Source organism: Nocardia sp. NPDC002869 (genome assembly GCF_046764065.1).
GTDB classification, from domain to species: domain Bacteria; phylum Actinomycetota; class Actinomycetes; order Mycobacteriales; family Mycobacteriaceae; genus Nocardia; species Nocardia rhamnosiphila.
In genome coordinates, this window is sequence record NZ_JBKOOL010000026.1 from 1 (window position 1) to 17769 (window position 17769).

Here is a 17769-nt window from a genome sequence, read left to right on the forward strand (position 1 = left end):
GCCCGGAGCGATTCGCTCCGGGCCGTTGCCGATCCGTTCAGTTCTCCGGTGACCGACCTTCGATCAGGTCGGCCAGTTCACCCGGGTCCTCCAGTACCACCATCGCGGCCGCCGTGTCACCGTCGTGGGTGAGCGACAGGTGCACCCGCACCCGCGGCAGGAATTCCGCGGCCAGGCCGTGCAGTTTGATGCTCGGCCGGCCCCAGGCGTCATTGACGACCTCGATCAACGGGTACGGGTTGTCCCCGATCTGCGGGCGGCGGGCGAAGCGCGACGATGCCCAGGCCTTGAGCACCGCCTCCTTCGCCGCCCACCGCGCCGCGTAACTACGGGCCGGATCGGTGGCCTTGCTCTGGCAGTAGCGCCGCTCACCGGCGGTGAAACTCTCCCTGAGCATGGTCGTTCCGGCACGGTCCAACTGTTCGGCGAACTCCGAGATGGTCACCAGGTCCAAGCCGATTCCGAGGATGGTCACAGTGGCGCAGCCTACGCAGTGCCGGCGACGCCGGCACCGGAACCGCCACCGACGAACCGTCCGGTCTCGCAACCGGCTCCATCGACCTGGTAGACCCCGCCGGTACCGAGCCGGGCGTCCTCGGACAGCAGTACCTCGGCCTCGAGACCGCGGATCTTCGCCGCCGGGGTGCCGTCACCACCGAGACGCCGGTCGGCCGGACGCTCGTAGAGCGCCGCCCCACCGCACATCGCCTCGACGATCCGCTGCCGGCCCGCCAGCAGGCGTTCCTGCGCCCGCCGCTGGTACTCCGCCCGCCGGGCCGGTTCGATCGCCTGGACGAACGCCTCCGGGTGGACGACCGCCAGCAGACCGGACACATGCCCGAAGCCGAGCGAGGTCACCAGACCCGCCTTGAGCGGGAACCGGTCACCGAAGCGCAGTGCCTCGCGCACCCAGACCAGATGCGGGTACTCCGCCATCTTGTCGTCGACGCAGTCCAGGCTCCGGTTCGGCGGCACCACACCGTTTTCCAGCACCTGGCACAGGCCGATCAGCTGGAACGCGGCCGCGCCGCCCTTGGCGTGCCCGGTGAGGCTCTTCTGCGAGACCACGAACAACGGCGCCCCGTCGGACCGGCCGATGGCCGTCGCCAGCCGCTCGTGCAGTTCGGACTCGTTCGGATCGTTGGCCGCGGTGGAGGTGTCGTGCTTGGACACCACCGCGATATCGTCCGGGCCCACACCGAGTTTGCGTAGTTCGGCGGCGAACCGGGATTCCCGGCCGCCCCGGCCCGCACCGAGGGCGCCCAGGCCGGGCGCCGGGATCGAGGTGTGCACGCCGTCGGCGTAGGACTGGGCGTAGGCGACCACACCGAGGACCGGCAGGCCCAGGTCCAGCGCCACATCACCGCGGGCCAGCAGCACGGTGCCGCCGCCCTGCGATTCCACGAACCCGCCGCGGCGCCGGTCGTTGGCCCGGGAGAAGTAGCGGTCGCTGATGCCCTTGGCGCTCATGGCCGCCGAATCCGCGGTGGCCGACATATCGCCGAAACCGACGATGCCCTCGATACCCAGATCGTCGAAGCCACCGGCCACGACCACCTCGGCCTTACCGAGCTTGATCTTGTCGACGCCTTCCTCCACCGACACCGCGGCGGTGGCGCAGGCCGCGACCGGATGCACCATGGCGCCGTAGCTGCCGACATAGGACTGCACGACATGCGCCAGGGCCACGTTGGGCAGCGCCTCCTGCAGAATGTCGTTGGGCCGCGGCTCGCCGAGCAGGTTGTCGACGTAGAGCGACCGCATCGACGACATACCGCCCATACCGGTGCCCTGGGTGTTGGCCACCAGGCTCGGGTGGACCCAGCTCATCAGCTCCGACGGGCTGAACCCGGAACCGACGAACGCGTCGACGGTGCAGGCGATGTTCCACAGCGCCACCCGGTCGATCGAGGACGCCATATCCGCGGAGATACCCCAGACGGTGGGATCCCAGCCGGTCGGGATCTGGCCGCCCACCGTCCGCGACAGGTTCGCCCGGCGCGGCACCCGGATCTCGGTGCCGGCCTTGCGGGTCACGGTCCAGTCGCCGGAATCGGCGACGGGGGTGATGACCGTGTGCTCGGGAGCGGCCGCGTAGAAGGCACGCGCCTCGGCTTCGCCGCCGACCGTGAACGACAGATCCTGGTCCAGGAACACCGAGGTCATCAGCGGGCTGCTGTTGTCGACCATGGCGCCGTCGTCGGCGTAGCGGCGGATACCGCACCGCTCGACGACCGCGTCGTGGTACCGCTCGGCCAGTTCGTGTTCCGGCACGTAGTCACCGGATTCGGTGTCGTACCAGCCCGGCTTCGGGTCGTTCTCCCAGGCCACCATGCCGGTGGTCCAGGCCAGCTCCAGCACGCCGCCGGCCGACAGTTCGTCGGAGACCTCCATCTCGAACCGGGTCCGCGCCGAACCGTATGGTCCGAGTTCACCGGCGCCGACGATGACGACCATATCGGTGAGATCGGCGGTCACCGCGCCCCATTCGGGGACGGGCAGCGCGGAGGTCAGCGCCGGCGGCGCGGGCAGCGCGGAGATCCGCGGCGCGTCCGAGGCCGGCACCTCGTCGGCCTCCTCGGCACCCGCGGCGTCCTGCGCCTGCTTGGCCAGCGCCGCCAGGTCCAGCTCGGCACCGGCCAGCCCGCCGGTCAGGTCGATCTGCTGCGGATCGGCCGCGGCGGCCGCACGGGCCTGCTCGGTCGCCCACTTCAGCAGTTCGTCGGCGATCTCGTCGGTCGACCAGGTCTGCACCCCGGCCTGTTCGACGGCGTCCACCATCGGATCGTTGTGGCCCATGAGCCCGGTGCCCCGGACCCAGCCGATCAGCGCGTGCACCAGGGTGACCCGGGCCGCCCACGTCTTCTCGGCCCGCCACCGGGCGACCACGGCGTCGAGCGCGGCCTTGGCCTCGCCGTAGGCGCCGTCACCGCCGAAGAGGCCGCGGTTGGGCGAACCCGGCAGCACCACATGCAGTTTCGCGTCGACATCGTGGTCGGCGCCCAGCATGGACAGGCCACCGATGAGCCGCTCGACCGACCACAGCAGTACCCGCATCTCCATTTCGGCGCGGGCACCCGCGTCGGAGAGGTAGCCCGAGACCCGCGGCGCCGCGAAGGGCAGCAGCAGGGTGGGGGTCAGCGCGTCCTTGGTCTTGATCTTGGCGCCACCGGCATTGTCGACCTGCTCGGTACCGACCCACTCGATGAGGGCGTCGATATCGGTGTAGGAGGCCATATTCGCCGGGACGACCCACAGCGCCGCACCGTGCCGGGCATTGGCGCGGTACAGGTCACGGTAGAAGCCGAGCCGGTTGTCGTCCAGACGCGAGGTGGTGACCACCACGGTCGCCCCGCCACCGAGCAGGCGCCCGGCGAGCGCGGCGGCGATGGAGCCCTTGCTCGCGCCCGTGACCACCGCGACCTCGTCGGACCACACGCCGGCGTCGGTAGTGTTCCGCGCCGCCTCGGCGATCCGCTCGTAGTGACCGGCCAGCACCGAACGCGCCTCGCCTACGGCCCGCTGCCGCCACCAGTCGGCCTGCGCGGCCACCGCTTCGCCGGCACCGGTGAACCCGGCGACCGGCAGCTGCGCGGTCACGGAGTCCTCGCCCAGCCACAGCCGGGCCAGATCCTCCCGCGCAGTGGCCCACCGGTCGTCGATGAGCACCGCCTTGCGGGCGTCGAACGCCGGGGCGACCAGCCGCGGCCAGTCCGAACCCAGTTCCGCCGACACCAGATCGACGAGTCCGTCGTCGGTGGCTTCCGCCGCGGAGGTCTGTTCACTCAGTCCGAGCTGCTCGAGCACCAGACGGGCCGCCGAGGCCAGCACACCGTCTTTGCCGGTGATCTGCTCGGTGAACTCGCCCAGCGCCGCCGCATCCACGGTGCCGCCGCCGGAGCCGCCGGCCGAGGGCAGCGAGACGGCCACACCGCGCCGCGCCGCCACCGCCTGGACGGCGGCGTCGATCGCGGTGTCCACGGACGCGCCGTCGGAGAGCGCCCCGGAGACCAGGCCGCCCAGGTCGCCGCCGCGCACACTGGTGCCCTCGCGGGTACCGAGCGAGACCTCGGCGGTGATGTGGCTGGCCCAGCCCTCACCCAGTTCCCAGACCTTCTTCACACGTTCGGCGATCGCGGCCGGCCGCTTACCGGACGGCCCGAACACCTTGCGCAGATGATCGTTGATCGCGTCGCTGAGCACCGAGCCGAACGGCTTGTAGGTGCGGGCGAGGCGTTCCACGGTCGCGGACAGCGCGCCCATATCGGCATCGGCGGCACCGTCGATCGCGCCCAGCGACAGTTCCGACCCGAGGTCGACCAGCAGCTGGTTACGGCGCGAGGACACCCCGTCGCAGAGGCCCTCGATCGTATCGACCGGGCCGATCTGGTCGATCCGGAGCTTGGTCCACAGCGCGATCAGCACGCGGGTGGCGTCGGCGGCGGTGAAGGCGATGTCGTCGGGCCGCGGACCGCCGGTCGCGGCCGGAGCCGCGGGGGCGGGTACGGCGGCCGGAGCGGCCGCGGCGGCAGGCGCCTCGGCGGCCTCCTCCACGGGCTCGTCCGCCGGAGCCGGGTCGGTATCGGTGGAGTACACCACCGCCGCCTCGCGCTCGATATTGAGCACCTCCACCGTGCTGGTGGCGAAATCGGGCAGCTTCAAAGTCTGGCTCGCCAGGTTCGCCACGGTCGGGGTGGCGCCCAGGCCGACCTCCACGAAGCGCTCCACACCCAGCTCACCGAACAGCAGGTCCTGGGTCTCGATCCAGCGCACCGGGCTGGCGAACTGCCAGGCCAGCAGTTCGATGAGCACCACGCGGCACAGTTCGCTCGGGCGCTGCGACCAGGAGTCGAAATCGGCGAGGACGGCGGCGAGCGGCTCCGAGGGCACCAGGTCGGCGATCTCGGCGACGAACTCCCGCTCCAGCGAGAACGGCTTCGGCACGAGGTTCGGGATGTAGCGCCCGACCAGCACCTCCGGCTGCAGTTCCTCGGGCAGCAGCTGCTCGAGCTTGCCCCGGAACTCCGGCACGCCCTTGCGCAGCACCGTGGAATGGAACGGCACATCGATACCGGGCACCAGGATGAAGGCGCGCTTACCGCCGAATTCCGCGCGGCGGCGTTCGATCTCGGATTCCAGGGCGTCGAGACCGGCGACGGTACCCGCGATGGCGTACTGCGAACCCCGCAGGTTCAGGTTCACCACTTCCAGGAATTCCCCGACCTGCTCGCCGATACCGGCGACGAAGCCGATGACGTCGTCGTCGGGCAGCCCGATCTGCGAGGGCCGGATGGCGGCCATCCGGTAGTCGCTGCGCCCCTGCGCGTCCCGCGGCACCAGCTCGTGCATGGCCGAACCACGCTGGAACACCACCTCGAGGACCGCCTCGAGCGGCAGCACGCCGGCCACGGCGGCCAGGGCGTTGTACTCACCGACCGAATGCCCGGCCAGCAGCGCGCCCTCCACGAACGCACCGGCCTCGCGGAGTTCCGCGACCTGGGCGACACCGAGGGTGGCCATGGCGACCTGGGTGAACTGGGTCAGGTGCAGGACACCGTCCGGGTGCCGGTGTTCTACCCCGCGCGCCTTCAGATAGGTCGGGTTGTCCCGCACCACGGCCAGGATCGAGAAGCCCAGCGCCTCCCGGGTGTGCTTGTCGGCCCGGTCCCAGATGGCCTTGGCGGCCTTGGAGCGCGACCGCGCGTCCAGGCCCATGCCCTTGCGCTGGATGCCCTGGCCGGGGAACGCGTAGACGGTCTTCGGCGCGGCGGTGCGACCGGTCGCGGTCATCACCAGATCGCCGGCGGCGCGGCAGGAGACCTCGACGATCTCGTCGCCGCCGTCGACCGCGATCCGCTCCACCCGCACATCGATATCGGCGCCCGGCCGGACCATGCCCAGGAACCGGGTGGTCCACGCGGTCAGCGTGCGCGCCGGCACCGATGCCTGCGGGTCCACCGCCGACACCGCGTGCTGCGCCGCGGCCGACAGCCACATACCGTGCACGATCGGGCTGCCCAGGCCGGCGAGTTTCGCGGCGGCATCGCTGGTGTGGATGGGGTTGTGGTCACCGGAGACCGAGGCGAACGCGGCCATGCTCCGGGGCGCCACCATGGTGACGTCCCGGCGCCGGCGACGCGGGGTCTCGGTGGCGTCGGCGCTCACGGTACCCGCGGCCCGCGGCGGATCGGTCAGTTCGCCCGCGCCGGTGCGGCCGCGGATGGCGAAACGTTCGGTCAGGCGGGCCAGCGGCACCACGTCCAGGCCCTGATCGCGCATCTCACCGACGGTGACATCCACCTCGACAACCCGGCCGAGGTCGGTGTCGACGACCGTCCCGGATTCGGCCCGCACCACGAGGATGCTGGTCTCGCCGGGAAGTTCGCGCAGCAGCTCGATCCGGTGGTCCAGATGCACCAGATCCAGCATGCCCTCGATCACGCTGGAATCGGCCGCGGTCCGCGCCGCGCCCAGCACCCCGAACACCGCCGGCCAGCAGGCGCCCACCAGCACATCGGGCACCGTGCGGCCCAGCGTGCTCAGTTCCGCCGGCAGCCCAGCGCCCGTGACGCCGGCGTGATCGGCGGCCAGATCCGGCGACCAGGCCAGATTCAGGTGCGCGACATTGCCCTTGACCTCGGGCAGTGCCTGTCCGGCGGCCACCCCGAGCAGCGCGGACATGGCCGCGTCGGCATCGGCTTCGGTCACCACCGGCGCGCCGCCGTTGTACACGGTCACCGGCACCGTGATGCGGATTCGCACCACATGTCCGGCGTACAGCGGGACGGTCAGTTCCACGTAGTTGTGTTCGGCCTCAAGACCCTCGGCCTCGACCAGGGTGGCTCCGGTCGGCGGGTGCACCGCGCCCTTCTCGTCCACGGTCCACTCGTGCAGGTCGCCGAGCCGGTGCACCGGGTTCACGGTGGCCCGGCCCGACCAGTTCACGTCCGGCGCGGCCAGCACCACATCGATCGGTCCGCTGGTCACCGCGGCGACCCGGCGGGCGTCGACCGCGGTCGGCGTCAGGCCGTCACGGACCAGCTTGTAGGCGGTGTCCTGCTCGAACCGGTCCAGCAGTTCGCCCACGGGCTCATCCACCCGGGTGATCCCGGCGACGGCGACGGTGCCCGGGATCACGCAGACCTGATCGGCGGAGTAGCGCGGATCGTGGGCCTGCCACAGCGAATCCGAGCGCCACCAGCGCCGCACGTCCTGATCGACCACCGGAACGAAGTTGACCGGTTTACCCGGCGTCTTGCACAGGGTGATGAAGAACGGCACATCCGCCGGATGCAGCAGGCTCTGGGCCGCCGCCGGGTAGTGCTCGCGCAGCGTGGCGAGCGCGGCGGCCGGGTCTTCCAGATCCTCGTCGCGGAACAGCGAGTCGATCTCGCCGCGGTCGGCCGGGGCGAGCCGGGCCTCGGCGCGGCGCAGCATTTCGGCGAACCGGTCGCGCCAGCTGATGTCCAGCCACACCGACCGGGTCGCCGCGGTGATCGCGTCACCGAGGTCGGTGCCGCAGTCGAAGTCCTGGCGGCGTTCCTGTCCGATCGCCAGGTCCACGTAGCGCTCGAGCCAGCCGAGGTAGGTCATGGCCGCGATATCGCCGAAGTAGGGCTTGGCGGTCGCGTTCAGCGCCTCGATGATCTCGGCGCGGCGCTGCGCCACCGCCTCGGCGTCCCCGGCCACCTCGTCGAGCAGACGACCGGTGCGCGAAGCGGCATTGTCGATCTCGTGGATATCGGCGCCCAGCTGGCTGCGGCCCGAGGCCATCCCGCCGCTCGCGGTGCCCGCGCCCACCCAGTCCGGGGTGCCGGGGGTATCGACCAGCAGCTGTTTCACCTCGGGCGCGGTGGTGGCCTCCAGCGTCGCCATCGCCGCGGTGCCCACCAGCACACCGTCCAGCGGCATTGCCGGGTAGCCGTGCGGCGCCGACCAGGCACCGGTCAGGTATTCGGTGGCCCGCTCCGGCGTCCCGATGCCGCCGCCGACGCAGACCACGACGTTTCCGTGGGCACGCAGTTCGGCATAGGTTTCGAGGAGGAGATCGTCCAGGTCCTCCCAGGAGTGGTGCCCACCGGCCTTACCGCCTTCGATGTGCATGATCACCGGGTAGTCCGGCACGGCGTCGGCGATCCGGAGCACCGCGCGGATCTGCGCGACCGTGCCCGGTTTGAAGGCGACGTGGCTGATCCCCGCCTCGGTCAGTTCCTCGATCAGCGCGACGGCTTCCTCGAGTTCCGGGATACCGGCGGTCACGATCACACCGTCGAACGGAGCGCCCGCCGCGCGGGACCGCTGAACCAGCCGTTTCCCGCCCAGCTGCAGCTTCCACAGGTACGGATCCAGGAACAGCGAGTTGAACTGCACCTGCCGTCCGGGGTGCAGCAATTCCTGCAGATCCGCCACTCGGTCGGCGAAGATCTGCTCGGTCACCTGGCCGCCGCCGGCCAGTTCCGCCCAGTGCCCGGCGTTGGCCGCGGCCGCGACGATCTTCGCGTCCACCGTGGTCGGGGTCATCCCCGCCAGCAGGATGGGCGAACGCCCGGTGAGCTTGGTGAACGCGGTCTCCACCACGATGCGCCCGTTCGGCAGTCGCACCGGGCGCGGCGCGAATGCGGTCCACGGCTGCGCGACCTCCGGCGTGGCGCCCGGGGTCAGCAGGTTCCGCTGTCCGGCCCGGGTGGCCGCGGCGATCATGCCGACACCGGTGCCCTTGAGCGAACCACCGCTGACACGGGAGAGCAGGTCGCCGGGGCCGAGGTCCAGGATCCATTCGGCGCCGGTGCCGACCACTTCGTCCACGGTCCCGACCCAGTCGACCGGCTCGACCAGGATGTCGCGGGCCAGCTCGCCGGCGAGTTCGGTATCGAGCCCGCACTGCCCGGCCCACCCGGCGACCAGTTCGACGGTGTCGGCGAGAGCCGGATGGTGGAACGCGACATCGACGTCGAGGTCCTCGAAGACCGGTGCGAAGACCGCGCCGCCGCGCTGTTTGGCCGACCGCTCACGGTCCTGTTCGGCGTGCAGCCGCGCGCAGTGCTGCTGCACCCGGCGCAGCTGATCGGGGGTCCCGGACAGCACCACGCGGCGCCGGCCGTTGCGGATCGACAGCACCGCGGCCACCATCGGGTCCACACCCGCGGAGACCTCGGCGAGTACTGCCCGCAGTTCGTCGGGGTCGACATTGGAGACGGCGACCATCGAGGACCGCTCACCCACCGGCATCAGGCCGCGCCGTCGCGCGACCAGTCCGGCCGCCGCGCCGACCAGCTGGGCGATGGCGAGGATCTCCGCGTCCCGCTCCCCGGCGGCGCGCACCGCGGCGGCCGCCAGCAGCCCCTGCGAGTGGCCGACCACGGCGACGGGTGCGACCTCGGCCGGGTCCAGTCCCTGCAGCCGCAGGGCCCGCAGCGCGGCGAGCTGGGTCAGCAGTACACCCGGCATCGATACCGCGGCCGAACGCAGCACCCGCTCCGGCGGCGCGTCCGAGGTGTCGGTCTCCTCGTCGGCGAGGTCGTCCTCCAGCATCCAGGCGACGGGGTCGAATCCCACCGGGCGCACCACCAGCAACTGGTCCGCGACGGGGCCCAGCAGCGCGGCCGCCTCGTTGACCAGTGCGGTGAGTTCGGGTTCCAGGGCGGCGTCGCGGCCGATCTCGGCCAGTTCGCCGAGCCAGCTGGCGCCCTGCCCACCGAAGGCGAGCGCGTACGGGGTTCCTTCACGCAACCGGTCCAGCAACGGCGTGCGATTCGTCTCGGTCACGGTCCTGCCTGCGGCGGCGTCCACCCGGTGTCCGGCCCCGGACGCAGTGCTCTCGTTGATCGTCAAGACGCTTCGACTTTCTCTCGTGGCGACATGTCTTCGGAGACTTCCCCGGCTCCCAGTCCACGCACGGGTGGTCCACACCCGTCGGCCTGCTCTCAGCGAGAATGGCACAAAATCATGAGGGAATCCTCACGTTTGCCTGCCCGTGCGTCGGCTACCGGCGAGTATTCGTGCACCGCTGTACCAGAATCGACGGATACATGAACCTCCCTCATATTTGAACCCGCTGGTGAGGGCCGGTCCTTACCCCCGCGAAACGTGAGCACTCCTCATATTGCCGGTTATCGAATCGTTATAATCCCAGGTGGGGTTACCGGCGAGTACAAAACGCCGACCCACGTCTTCGCGATCCGCCGACGGACCGGTAGAGTTTGGACGGTCGTACCACCAAGCGCGAGTGGCGAAATTGGCAGACGCGCCAGATTTAGGTTCTGGTGTCCACGGACGTGGGGGTTCAAGTCCCCCCTCGCGCACAAATTCACGTCAGATTTGCCGCATTTGCGTGCCGTGTGTTCGAGCGCACTCGAACACACGGAGGTGACCTGGGAAATGCGCACCCACCTGCAAGAACTCTTGGCAGATCTGCCAGGGTCGACCATCCCCGACCCTGCGGGGCAGTACACGGGGCACGATCGGGGTCTGCGGTGATCCCCCCGCTGATCCCCCCGCAGGCGCCACTGGAACAGCTGATTCGCGGCCCACTGCCGAAGGCGCCGGGACCAGCCCCGATCCCCCACGACGATGTCCTGTACGGCATATCAACGGTCGGCGAGGCCGGCAGAGTCTTGGACCGATACGTGATGACCGCACTCGACTGGCTGCCGGGAACACGCCTGGAAATACAACCACTGGATGACCTCCTGCTCGTCGGCCGGGCCGCCGACGGTCCGGTCCAAGTCACCGCTGACCGCTACTTCCGCATCCCGTTCCGGCAACGACGCCGAGTCGGCCTCCTCATCGGCCAGCGTGTCCTGCTCGCCGGACGCCGCAGTCGCGAACAACTCCTGATCCATCCGCCATCCACAGCAGGCAGGGCTCTGGCCGCCCAACTTGCCCTGTTGGACCGGTGATCCATGGTTGTCCCGAATACGGTCGCCGCTACAAGCGACACAATTGCCGCCGCACGCCTGCTGCTTACGCAGATGGGCCTATCGCCTGCCGACCTAGTGACTCCCGCCACATCAGTGCCGACGTTCGCTGAGATTATCCCTGCGGTCCGCGCGACCCTCGAAGCTGGCACGCGACGAACCTATGGCACCCACTTGAACCGACTCGAAAAGGACTGGGGCCACCTCAGACTGGACGGGGTCACCAAACCCGATCTGGAGGCCATGGCACACACGATCCGCACCACTGCCCGCACCAATCGGGCCTCCCGCGGAGGCACCAGCGCCGTCGAACACTTCATCTCCACCGTCCGCTGTATATACCGGTACGCCGAAGACAGAGGATGGATCCGTCGCAGCGACAATCCCGCCCGACAACTCACATTCCCTGCACGCCGAAAATCCCACCGCTATGCGATCCCGTCCGACCAACTCACCGAGATCTGCCGAGTCACCGCCACCACCGGCAACGATCCCGACCTGGACTCCCTGATCCTGCGTCTACACCTCGAAACAGCCTGTCGCCGAAGCGGGGCCCTCTCACTACGCCCCCACGACCTCGACACCTCACAATGCCTGGTCTACCTCCGCGAGAAGGACGGAACCGACCGCTGGCAACCGGTCTCCCCGACTTTGATGAGCCATCTCGTCGCCCATGGCGGCGAACGCCGCAGTCCTCAATCCGGGCAACTTCTGCGATACCGCAGCGGCAAGCCCATCACCCATCGACGCTACGACCACCTCTGGCACCGCATCGGCCTTGAACTCCCTTGGGTTGCAACCCAAGGCATCACTACACACTGGCTGAGGCATACCACTCTGACCTGGGTCGAGCGTACCTTCAGCTACGCCGTCGCCCGGGAATACGCCGGACACTCAGGCAAAACCGGCGGTACCACCGCCACCTACGTCAAAGCCAACCTCCACGAGGTAGCAGCAGCGCTGTCCGTCCTGACTGCCGAGCCACACCCACTGGCAACCGACACCACGACCCAACCGAGGGGGACGATAGTCCTCTAACACTCCAGCAACAGTCGGAGAGCCGAGTACGAGCAGGCAAAGAGTTCCGGCTACCGTCGCACCGCAACGCCACGCGGACCGTCAGCCGCGGGAGTTTTTGCATCACTCGAACTCTGGCGCCCACTGACCAATCAGTCGCGAGCACCGGTGGATCGACCGCTCGACGCGGCGACGGGTGCTCCCCATCAGGCCTATCATCGAACATACTTCGGATCGTAGACCGTCCAGTCCACCTCCTGGCAGCCTGCGTTCCGCCACGCCGGCCTGCCAAGCTGAGCTCTGGGCCGGTCGCCAGTCACGATGAGCCCACCGGCCCACCCAGCCAGGCAGCCAGTAGACGGGAAGCCCGGCGCCCGCGAGGCGGAGGTGCCGAGCGCATAGAAAGGGTTTGTGTGCCGTTGTTGACCAGTGGGACTTTTCGACATGTTTTGTGGACAGTCGACAGCTTCGCCTGACCAGGACGTTCACGCGCCGGATGCCGCTCTAGCGAAATGTTCGGTATCCGATCAATTTATGAACATCCACTGTGGAGTGTCCGGTGGCTACACCGAGTTCGGCGAGCGCTGAAACCCGGCTCCGGATGTACTGCGTCTTCGCTCCCGCCGTACCGCCCGGCAGCGACTGATCAGCCCGGGGTCAATAGTCGGCACCTCCGGGTTCTACATCGATGTCACCGACACCGTCGAGGAAGAACGCCGGGAAACCCTCGACGAGAACATGCCCGGCAAGATCGCCGCCCGGGAACTGATCGAACAGGCCAAAGGTGCGCTGATGATGGTCTACGGCATCACCGCCGACCAGGCCTTCCGCGTCCTGATCTGGCGCTCCCAGGAAACCAACACCAAACTGCGCGACCTCGCCGCCATCCTCACCGCCGAGGTCCCCGGCTGCGGTGGCGGCGACGTCGGCCTGCGTACCCGTTTCGGCCACGTGCTGCTCACCGCCCACGACCAGACGCACTGACCTCGGGCGCCTTGGCCGAGCAGAGGGCGATCCAGGTCGCGCTCAACCCCCTGTACCTCGGGGGTGTGTCGGCGGTCTGCGGCGCGGCGACGCTGGCGATCGTTGTCGCCCTCGCGGGCGGCGGCGCGAGCGTGTTCGGCGGCGGTGGGCTGCTTCTTCGGTGACATGCATACTTCCCGGTCTCGGCGACACCCACGCTTCCCGACAGGCCGTGTACGTCGGGGACCCCGCGGTTCCGAATGGCGAGCCCGCCATATGCAGCGAGCCCGCCATATGCAGCAAGTTAGGACTTACTGCGTGCGAAAAGAATCGCTTGCTGAGCTTTCGCATACGGGTCGAGCAGCATCTGGGCCTCGACCACGAATCCGGCATCGTGCAGCCAGGATGCCACCTGGTTCGGCTGACGGTGGTGGACATGGACCTTCATCGGGTGACCGCCGTAGCCCTCCGTCTTCAACCGCGACTCGTCGCCGACATGGAACAGGAGTTGCAACGGTCCGCCGGGACGCAATGCTCGGTGGAAGCGCCCGAACACAGTCGGCACCTCGTCGTCGGGGATGTGGATCAACGACTGCCAGGCGAGCAGGCCGGCCACCGAAGCGACGGGCAGGTTCAGCTGCGTCATCGAGCCCACCTCGAACCGCAGGCCGGGGTGGTCGCGCCGGGCCACGTCGATCATCGCCGGGGAGAGGTCGATACCGAAGGCGTCGACACCGAGCTCACGCAGGTGGGCGGTGACTTCACCGGGGCCGCAGCCGACGTCCGCGACCGGTCCGCCGCCAGCGGTCCGCACGCTGTCGGCGAACAACGCCAGAGCCGCGCGAAGGTACTGGTGTCCGGCGAGGGCGCCGCGCACTTGGTCGGCATAGCTGACCGCGACCGTGTCATAAGAGGTTCGGGTGTCGGCCAACCAGTCATCCGTGGGCATGACCGGCACGATATTCCATGATCGCGGCGGACTCGGCGCTACCCGGGAACGACAAAGGTGCCCCCACCCGGCCGGGGTGGATTAAGGCAGCGGACATACCGCGCGAGAGTACGGATCCCTGCCGTGGCCCGTTCAGTGGAGCCCTGATTGATGGCGATCGCGTTCGAGACCGTTTCACCGACATTCTCGGTCCGGTGAGAGTGGCGGGCATGCACCTTCTTCGGCATCCGCACTACGGCGATCCCTGCCAACACCCGAACCCCAACCTCGGCGTCCTGGAAACCCCGCCCCTTCTACGCCGCGCAACTCGTCCCCGGAGACCTCGGCACCAAATGCGGCCTGATCATCGACATCCACGGCCGCGTCCAACGCGACAACGGAACCACCATCACCGGCCTCTACGCCGCCGGAAACACCGGCGCACCCGTCATGGGCCACACCTACGCCGGCCCCGGCGTCACGATCGGCCCCGCCATCGTTCTTCGGCTACCTCGCCGCCCTCCACACCCCAACGGCCTGAACATCGCCACCTGTTCATAAACCGGTCCCAGTTGGGCGGATCTCGGCAGTTCATCATCGTTGACCTGCGATGAATTGCGACATCGATGTCCAAGAAAGCATCAGTTTTTTAACAGCGGGTATGGGCTGCACCGAGTGCCAAGGTGGCGCGCGACATCAGCATGGCGGCTGTAACGTGTTCCACTCCTGGATTTTCGAGCAGACAGTCCGAAGGGGACAGGCCACACATGGTGAGTTTCTTCGACAGTCAAGGTGATCAACTCGTCGCGGAGAAGCTGGCGATCAGCCCGTGGGCGCCGGCGAACCTCAGTGGTACCGGGGTGTGCGGTCTGCTGGCGCGGGAGCTGGAGGGCCACTATCCCGACGGCTTCGTTCCGGCCCGCCTCACCGCGGACCTCTACCAGCCAGTGCTCAACGCGCCCTTCGAGATGCGCAGTACCGTGGTCCGCCGCGGGTCACGGATCACCGTCGCCGATACGGCCCTGGTGCAGGACGGCCAGGACCGCGTCCGGGCCTCGGCGATATTCCTGACTTCCGGCGCCGAACCGCCGGGTGAAGTATGGAGCCCCTCCGAGGAGTTGCCTGTGCCGCCCGAGGACTGTATGTCTCCGCAGGGCTCCCCGCCACTGTTCAAAAGCGGTGACCGCGACTGGACCTCCGATTTCGGCGCGAACCAGAACGCCGACCGCAAGATCACCTGGCAGAGCATGCCGCCCCTGATCGCCGGCGAACCGATCACACCGTTCCAACGCGCCGCGATCATGGGCGACGCCACCAACCACCTGTGCCACTGGGGAACCGAGGGCGCCGGCTACATCAACGCCGATGTCACCGTGAACCTCTCCCGGCTCCCGATCGGCTACGAACTGGGTCTGCGCGCCGACAACATCATCGCCTCGGCCGGGATCTCCATCGGCGCCGCCACGCTCTACGACCGCACCGGCCCCGTCGGCACCTGTGTGGTGACCACGCTGTCCAACGCCCGGCGTCAGATCGACTTCTCCACCAACCCCCTCGCCTGAAGCCCCGCCGCACGGTGTTCAAGAACTGGGTGTTGTTGGACGGCTATCTGCTGTTAAAGATCGTTGACCAGCTAAAGATCGTTGACCAGCGATGATCTGCGCCCTAAGTGTCCAGGAATGCATCAATTTATGGACAGTGGCGGTGGCCTGCACCGAGTGCCAAGGGCCGGATTCGACGGAGCGCTCGACTCGTACGCCGCAAGCAGGATGCTGAAACACTTCGCCTGTGAGGTCCTCGATCTTCCTGGTTCGGCACGCTCAGTCTGTCCCACCGACACCGGACGGGCCCGACGAGTATCGGCGGCCGTTGACCGAGACAGGCAGGATCCAGGCGAACCAGCTCGCTGGCTCGCTCGCCGATCTCGACCCCGGCGTGGTCGTATCGAGCCCTTACCTGCGCGCGGTTCAAACCCTCGAACCTGCCGCCCAGCAATGGAACCTACCGATCCACACCGACCCGCGGCTACGCGAGTGGGATTCGGGAATCGAACCAACTCCCGACTATGCGCGCCATTATGCGCAGAGCTGGGCCCACCCGCAGCGGGCGCGCCCGGGCGCCGAAAGCCTGCACGAACTCACCGAGCGTGCGGTCCACACCCTGACCGATATCGTCGACGGCCTTCAGGGGCGGCCCGCCATCATCGGCAGTCACGGCACATTCGTCGCGCGAGCACTGATCGGGCTCGGGTGCTTGGGCGTCGGCTGGGATTTCCAGCAGGCGATGCCGATGCCTGCGGTCTACCGGCTCTAGTTCGGCGGCCCCACCGTTTACGCGGTCGGGCCGGGCCTTTGACAGACAACAACGAACGTCGCCTGCACGCGTGTCGCACGCCGGCTCGGCTTCAGCGGAGCAGTGGCAGGGTGTCGAATCGGTGAGTGGACCAGATCCGGCGGGAGGGCTCCTCGGGGTAGGGCCGGGTAGCTGGTTCGGTGTCGTAGACGCGGGTGGTGTGGTCGGCCGGGTTGTAGTGGGGCCAGCCGGGGTTGCCGTGGGTGGCGAAGTTCAGCCAGTCGGTGCGCATGTACCGGGAGACGGCGGTGACTTGGTCAGCGGCGTCGGGATGCGCGGACCGGTGTTCGCGGACCTCATCGGGGTGGAGGGTGCCGAATACGAGCAGGAAGTCGAGGCTGTGGGAGGCGCCTTGCTCGCGGTTGAAACTCCAGCACAGTTCGTAGAGCCAGGCCCGTCCGCCGCCGGCGTGCTGTGCCTCGGCGAGGTGCACGGTGGGCATGCGGAACAGCCAGTCGGCGTGGACGAGCTCGTAGAGTTCGGCGGGGGTGGCCTCGGGGTAGAAGTCGCGATAACGGCGGTTGCCATCGGGACCGGGTGCGATCCACCCCAGGATCGGATCGACTTGTTCGTCGGTCATCTCGATACCGAGCCGGGTATTGAAAAGCCGGTATTCGTCGCGAGTGTGACCCACGAGCAGGTCGACGTCGCGTGCGGCGCCGGCGGCGAGCGCCGGCCACGGCGCCTCGGGCAGGACTTCGCCGTCGACGACGGGCGAGAACGGTGTCGGTGTCAACGCCATGGGCCCCCAGGCGTCGACGAACGCGGGCATCTTCTCCAGAATCGTGTTCTTGGCGTCGACCAGCGCGCGGGGGTCGATGCCGGCCCAGTCCTCGGCGGTGGCCCGGGTACCGGCTTGGGCCGCGATCGCGGTCGAGATGGCGGCCGCGAGTTCCGGGGAGAAGAAGGTGCCCGGCACGCTCTGCGGGATGGCGCGATGAAACAGCCCGGCCGCGGTCGGCATCGCCATGAGTGCGGCGATACATCCGGCGCCGGCGGATTGGCCGAAGACGGTGACGTTGCCCGGGTTGCCGCCGAAGGCTGCGATATTGTCCTGGACCCACCGCAGGGCAGCGACCTGGTCGAGGATGCCGCGGTTGGCCGGGGCGCCGATGATGTGGGCGAAACCCTCCATCCCGACGCGATAGTTCAGGCTGACCACCACCACTCCCGAACCGGCCAGAACTGTCCCGTCAGTGTGCGGGTTGGCGGAAGTGCCCTCCTGGTAGGCCCCACCATGGATCCACACCATCACCGGAAGTCCCGCGGCACCGGGGTCGGGAGTCCAGACATTGAGCGTCAGGCAGTCGACCGCTCGATCACCGGGCCCGCCGGACATCGGGGTCGCGAAACCGGCCTGCGGAACCGGCGGACCGAACTCCGACGCGTCTCGCAGGCCCTCCCATGACCGCGCCGGCGCCGGTGCCTTGAAACGCAGCGCACCGAACGGCGGCTGCGCGTACGGGATACCCCGGAAGACCGCGACGGTGTCCTCCCACCTCCCCAGAACCGTCCCGGCGGTAGTGCGGATTCGGGGACCGGTACTCATCTACGCTGCTCGCTTCCGTTCGACTGCAGACGTTTTCACCAACC

At 68.7% G+C, this 17769-nt stretch carries 10 protein-coding genes, 1 tRNA gene and 1 pseudogene; 8 read left to right on the plus strand and 4 right to left on the minus strand.

The genetic code is table 11. The annotated features are described in order from the left end of the window. Window positions 1-37 precede the first annotated feature (37 nt). Window positions 38-475, minus strand: coding sequence for a holo-ACP synthase (locus ACLML9_RS07585; RefSeq protein WP_030525523.1), 438 nt, complete (start codon window positions 473-475; stop codon window positions 38-40). 11 nt (window positions 476-486) lie between these two features. Further along, entirely contained in the window at window positions 487-9831 is a 9345-nt protein-coding gene (locus ACLML9_RS07590) for a fatty acid synthase subunit beta domain-containing protein (protein WP_411944819.1), read from the minus strand. 388 nt (window positions 9832-10219) lie between these two features. Here ACLML9_RS07590 and ACLML9_RS07595 point away from each other — a divergent pair. The 5 genes from ACLML9_RS07595 to ACLML9_RS07615 all read left to right on the plus strand — a co-directional run bounded on the left by ACLML9_RS07595 (window position 10220) and on the right by ACLML9_RS07615 (window position 13081). Beyond that, window positions 10220-10301: transfer RNA gene (locus ACLML9_RS07595), tRNA-Leu, on the plus strand. Window positions 10302-10628: 327 nt separating this feature from the next. After that, the gene (locus tag ACLML9_RS07600) at window positions 10629-10898 is read left to right on the plus strand and encodes a hypothetical protein (protein ID WP_411944820.1); all 270 of its coding nucleotides are present in this window, start codon (window positions 10629-10631) and stop codon (window positions 10896-10898) included. 192 nt (window positions 10899-11090) lie between these two features. Then, the gene (locus ACLML9_RS07605) at window positions 11091-11954 is read left to right on the plus strand and encodes a tyrosine-type recombinase/integrase (RefSeq protein WP_411944821.1); all 864 of its coding nucleotides are present in this window, start codon (window positions 11091-11093) and stop codon (window positions 11952-11954) included. 717 nt (window positions 11955-12671) lie between these two features. After that, window positions 12672-12917, plus strand: a complete 246-nt coding sequence (locus ACLML9_RS07610) for an ANTAR domain-containing protein (RefSeq protein ID WP_411944822.1) — start codon at window positions 12672-12674, stop codon at window positions 12915-12917. Between the two features lie 11 nt (window positions 12918-12928). Continuing rightward, a complete protein-coding gene (locus ACLML9_RS07615; RefSeq protein ID WP_411944823.1) occupies window positions 12929-13081 on the plus strand; it encodes a hypothetical protein in 153 nt (50 codons plus the stop codon). 119 nt (window positions 13082-13200) lie between these two features. Here the strand turns inward: ACLML9_RS07615 and ACLML9_RS07620 are convergent, their stop codons facing one another. Then, the gene (locus ACLML9_RS07620) at window positions 13201-13845 is read right to left on the minus strand and encodes a class I SAM-dependent DNA methyltransferase (protein ID WP_411944824.1); all 645 of its coding nucleotides are present in this window, start codon (window positions 13843-13845) and stop codon (window positions 13201-13203) included. A gap of 230 nt (window positions 13846-14075) precedes the next feature. Here ACLML9_RS07620 and ACLML9_RS07625 point away from each other — a divergent pair. From ACLML9_RS07625 to ACLML9_RS07635, 3 genes and pseudogenes are all read left to right on the plus strand, one after another. Then, window positions 14076-14365: pseudogene (locus ACLML9_RS07625) on the plus strand (FAD-binding protein); the annotation flags it as partial. A gap of 226 nt (window positions 14366-14591) precedes the next feature. Further along, the gene (locus ACLML9_RS07630) at window positions 14592-15386 is read left to right on the plus strand and encodes an acyl-CoA thioesterase domain-containing protein (RefSeq protein WP_411944825.1); all 795 of its coding nucleotides are present in this window, start codon (window positions 14592-14594) and stop codon (window positions 15384-15386) included. Between the two features lie 226 nt (window positions 15387-15612). Then, a complete protein-coding gene (locus ACLML9_RS07635; protein WP_411944826.1) occupies window positions 15613-16137 on the plus strand; it encodes a histidine phosphatase family protein in 525 nt (174 codons plus the stop codon). A gap of 91 nt (window positions 16138-16228) precedes the next feature. Here ACLML9_RS07635 and ACLML9_RS07640 read toward each other — a convergent pair whose 3' ends face one another. Beyond that, entirely contained in the window at window positions 16229-17725 is a 1497-nt protein-coding gene (locus ACLML9_RS07640) for a carboxylesterase/lipase family protein (protein ID WP_411944827.1), read from the minus strand. Window positions 17726-17769 lie beyond the last annotated feature (44 nt).